We start from the raw sequence: 5,143 nt of genomic DNA on the forward strand, positions 1-5,143 counted from the left end.
CAGAGGGATTTATTCAAAATTTGTATAAAAAAGAGGCAACTTAAATAATTTAGGAGCTAATATTTTATAGTCTGAAGTTTTTTGTTTACTTTTACTTTCTAATCTGGATATTATGTAGAAACGCAGAACGCCAGATGTCCGATGTGGCTTGACAGGTAATTAATAAATACATTAAAGATGTTGAAAAAGAGTATTATGACTTTCTTGTGTGGAGGAACGTTGTCGCTGATGGCGATAGCAGGGGCTTCTGCACAGTCACAAACTTATGTACTGGATAAAGGCTGGGAGTTTTCACAGGCTGGCAGCAATGAATGGATGTCTGCACGTGTACCGGGCACTGTTCATCAGGATTTGCTGGATCATGGCCGTCTGCCTGATCCGTTTTATGGAATGAACGAACAGAAAGTGCAGTGGGTAGAGAAAGAAGACTGGCTTTACCGGACTGTATTTACAGTGACGGCTGATCAGTTGAAGAGTGATGCGGCATGGCTGACTTTTGAAGGACTGGACACCTATGCCGATGTTTATCTGAATGGCTCCTTGCTATTGAAAGCAGACAATATGTTTGTTGGCCATAAACTGGCCGTCAAAGATGTTTTGCGCGAGGGAGAAAACCGGCTGATGATTCGTTTCCGTTCTCCGGTTGAGGAAACGGCTCCCCAGTGGGATACGGATGGTTTCAATTATCCGGCTGACAATGACCACAGCGAAAAGCGCATGAGCGTTTATACCCGTAAGGCTCCTTATTCATATGGCTGGGACTGGGGAATCCGTCTGGCGACAAGCGGTATCTGGCGTCCTGTGAAACTGACTTTCTGCAATGGGGCGGCCATTGATGATTTCTTTGTACGTCAGCAGGAAGTAACGGAACAGGTTGCTAAGGTAGACAATCAGCTGGAAATAAATAATGTTACTACTACACCGAAAGAAGCACAGGTAAAAGTGGTGTATGCTTATGGTGAGCAGGCTGATACCCTGACCCGGACTGTAGTTCTCCAGCCCGGAAAGAATTCTTTGTCAATGCCGGCCTGGATTGAAAAGCCGCATTTATGGATGCCTAACGGCTGGGGAGATCCTGCCTTGTATACCTTTACAGCAACAGTGTCGGTTGATGGGAAGGAAGTTGCTTCCAGGGAAGAAGCGATCGGACTCCGCTCAATCCGGGTAGTCATGGAAGATGATAAAGACGGAAAGAGTTTTTATTTTGAAGTGAACGGGAAACCGATGTTTGCCAAAGGATCTAACTATATTCCGGGAGATGCTTTGCTTCCCAATATGACGGGAGAGCGCTATGCCCGTCTGTTTGAAGATATTCGGGCTGCCAATATGAATATGGTTCGTGTATGGGGAGGTGGTATCTACGAAGATGACCGCTTTTATGAGGAAGCCGACCGCAATGGTATTCTGGTGTGGCAGGACTTTATCTTTGCCTGCACGACTTATCCTCATGACCCGACATTCCTGAAACGGGTATCCGAAGAAGCTGTCTACAACATGCGTCGTCTGCGGAATCACGCTTCTCTGGCTATGTGGTGTGGTAATAATGAAATCTATGAGGGAATGCGTTACTGGGGATGGAAGGACAAATACAGTCCGGTGGTCTGGAAAGAAATGACCGAAGGATATGATGTCCTGTTCCGCCAATTGTTGCCCGAACTGGTTGCGGCAAACGATCCGGGACGTTTTTACATGCATGGTTCTCCCTATGAAGCGAACTGGGGACGTCCGGAAAGCTGGAAGATAGCAGACAGCCATAACTGGGGAACCTGGTATGGACAGAAACCTTTTGAAAGTCTCGATACGGAAATTCCCCGTTTCATGAGCGAATACGGCTTTCAGGCTTTTCCCGAAATGAAAACCATCCGCATGTTTGCGTCCCCGGAAGATTATGAACTGGAGTCACCGGTGATGAATGCGCATCAGAAGGCTTCTATCGGAAACTTCCTGATCAAGAAAACTATGGCCCTATATTATAAGGTATCTGAAAAGTTTGAGGATCTCATCTATGCCGGTCTTATTTTGCAGGGGCAGGGGATGCGTCATGGCATAGAAGCTCATCGCCGTCACCGTCCTTACTGCATGGGAAGTCTTCCCTGGCAATTGAACGACAGCTGGCCGGTTGTTTCCTGGTCTTCCATTGATTATTATGGAAACTGGAAGGCTATGCACTATCAGATCCGCCGTGCCTTTGCACCGGTTCTGGTCGATGCGATCAAGGAGGGAAATAACCTTTCCTATTACATCATGTCCGACCGGCTGACAGACGAGGAACTGACTCTGAATCTGGAACTGATGGACTTCAATGGAAAAGTTTACCGCAAACAGAAAGTCGACGGTCTGCTTCCGGCCAATACTTCCAAACTGTTTTATCAGGAACCGGTGGAACAGGCTCTTGCCGGCCGTGATTCTGCGACCACCTTTATGCATATGGTCGTGAAATCGAAGAAGGGCGAAGTCCTGTCGGATGAAATCTATTATTTTGCCCATCCAAAGGATCAGTTTCTGCCTAAAACACCGTTGCACTGGCAGGTAAAGCAAAAGAAAGGTTATTGTGAAGTGACGGTGAAGGCTGACAAGCTGGCTCGTGATATCTTTATTGAAGTTCCGGTTCAGGGAGTGCGTTTCTCAGACAACTTCTTTGATCTGTTGCCGGGACAGAAGAAAAAAGTGATCATCACTTCGCCGGACGGTAAGTCACTGGATCATTTGCAGGTTACTGTCCATCAGCTGAGTGATGTACAATGACCGTCGTTTTATTAATCTTAAATGTATATTCATTTTTAAATTAGATCAATCAATATGATGAACCCTTTATCGAAAACCCATTTGTTGGGATTGTCGCTGGCAGGCTTGCTGTTTGCTTCCTGCTCGACTAGAGAAACGGTAGTGGCCGATTATCAGGTCGTACCCATGCCTTTGGAAATAACAACTGCACAGCAGGCTTCTTATCTGTTGAAAAACGGAGCTGTAGTTTATTATCCGGCCGGTAATGAAATGATGCGTCGAAATGCAGAGTTTCTGGCTGCTTATGTGAAGGAACAGACAGGTCTGGAGCTGAAACTTCAGGAAGGTGATGGCGGAAAGAACGGCATTACCTTAAAACTGGGACTGGCTGGTGAAAACAAGGAAGGCTACCAGCTGAAAGTAAATGCAGACGGGGTGACGATTGCAGCACCTTCTGAAGCCGGTGTATTTTATGGTATTCAGACTCTGAGAAAGTCTATTGACGTAGCTCAGGGAGCCAATATTGAACTTCCGGCTGTTGAAATCAATGATGAACCCCGTTTCAGCTATCGCGGTATGCATCTGGATGTATCCCGTCATTTCTTTACGGTAGATGAGGTGAAGACCTTTATCGACATGCTCGCGTTGCATAATATCAACCGTTTCCACTGGCATCTGACGGATGATCAGGGATGGCGCATTGAGATTAAGAAATATCCGAAGTTGACTGAAATCGGTTCAAAACGTTCTGAAACCGTGATTGGCCGCAATTCCGGCAAATACGACGGAAAGCCTTACGGCGGCTTCTATACTCAGGAAGATGCCAGGGAAATCATTGCTTATGCAGCAGAACGTTACATTACCGTTATTCCGGAAATCGACCTGCCCGGTCACATGCAGGCTGCCCTGGCTGCTTATCCGGAACTGGGATGTACCGGAGGTCCGTATGAAGTATGGCGTCAGTGGGGTATTTCTGACAATGTTCTCTGTGCCGGAAATGATCAGACCATTCAGTTTATGAAGGATGTACTGGCTGAGATCGTGGATATCTTCCCGTCTGAATATATCCATGTGGGCGGTGACGAATGTCCGAAGACCCAATGGGAAAAATGTCCGAAATGTCAGGCCCGTATCAAGGCACTGGGATTGAAGTCGGATGCCAAACATACAAAAGAAGAACGTCTGCAAAGCTATGTGATTCATGAGGCAGAAGAGTTCCTGAATGAAAAGGGACGCCGCATGATCGGATGGGATGAAACGCTCGAAGGAGGACTGGCTCCGAATGCAACGGTTATGTCCTGGCGTGGAGAAGGCGGCGGTATTGAGGCTGCCAAGCAGAAACATGATGTAATCATGACTCCGAACACTTATTTGTATTTTGACTATTATCAGTCAAAAGATACCGACAATGAACCGTTGGCTATCGGTGGATACCTTCCTATGGAACGGGTATATAACTATGAGCCGATGCCGAAAGCCCTGACTCCGGAAGAACAGAAATACATCATCGGTGTACAGGCTAACTTGTGGGTGGAATATATTCCGACCTTGAAGCAGGCTCAGTATATGGTTTTGCCCCGTATGGCTGCTTTGTGTGAATCACAATGGTGTGCTCCTGAAAATAAGAATTATGAAGCATTCCTGCAGCGTGTAACCCGTCTGGTGGATATCTATAAGCTGAAAGGCTGGAACTATGCTTCGCACATTTTCGACGTCATGCTCGAACTCAAGCCGAACAGTGAAACTGGTACGCTGGATGCAACGGCACGCACTATTGACAATGCACCTATTTATTATACACTTGACGGAACTGAACCGACAGCCGCTTCACAGGCTTATACCGGTACAGTCAAAATAGACAAGGCTTGCACATTGCGTATGGTAGCTGTTCGTCCGGAAGGTAATTCACGGATTACGAAAGATGAAATTACTTTCAGCAAATCATCCATGAAGCCGATCACGATGTTGCAGCCCATTAACAAGCAGTATGAATTTACCGGTGCTACGGTATTGGTGGACGGTATGACAGGTAACCTGAACTACAAGACCGGCCGTTGGATTGCTTTCTACAAGAATGATATGGAAGCTGTGATTGACTTGAAGGAACCGACAGAAATCAGCAGCATGACACTGCATACAGCCGTAGAAAAAGGTGACTGGATCTTTGATGCACGTGCTATTTCTGTATCTGTTTCCGATGATAACAAGGTGTTCAAGGAAGTAGCTTCTGAAAAATATCCGGTGATGAAGGAAACAGATCCGAATCAGGTTTATACTCATGAACTGAAGTTTGCTCCGGTGAAAGCCCGTTACGTGAAGGTTTATGCACAGCCTGAACACAAGATTCCGTCATGGCACGGCGGTAAGGGCAATCCGGGATTCCTGTTTGTTGATGAAATTATTCTGAATTGATCGTTAC

2 protein-coding genes are annotated in these 5,143 nt (G+C 46.4%); both read left to right on the plus strand.

What is annotated here, in order from left to right; translation table 11 throughout:
• Positions 1–177: 177 nt before the first annotated feature.
• Complete coding sequence (locus tag BACCOPRO_RS03920) at positions 178–2,745, plus strand: beta-mannosidase (protein ID WP_008141148.1); 2,568 nt, start codon at positions 178–180, stop codon at positions 2,743–2,745.
• 57 nt (positions 2,746–2,802) lie between these two features.
• On the plus strand, positions 2,803–5,136 hold the full coding sequence (locus BACCOPRO_RS03925) for a glycoside hydrolase family 20 protein (RefSeq protein WP_040311157.1): 2,334 nt from the start codon (positions 2,803–2,805) through the stop codon (positions 5,134–5,136).
• Positions 5,137–5,143 lie beyond the last annotated feature (7 nt).

The organism is Phocaeicola coprophilus DSM 18228 = JCM 13818 (genome assembly GCF_000157915.1).
Taxonomy (GTDB): domain Bacteria; phylum Bacteroidota; class Bacteroidia; order Bacteroidales; family Bacteroidaceae; genus Phocaeicola; species Phocaeicola coprophilus.

Coding starts and splice junctions, on each gene's coding strand:
- BACCOPRO_RS03920 (WP_008141148.1), top strand. CDS start 178: ATGTTGAAAAAGAGTATTATGACTTTCTTGTGTGGAGGAACGTTGTCG.
- BACCOPRO_RS03925 (WP_040311157.1), top strand. CDS start 2,803: ATGAACCCTTTATCGAAAACCCATTTGTTGGGATTGTCGCTGGCAGGC.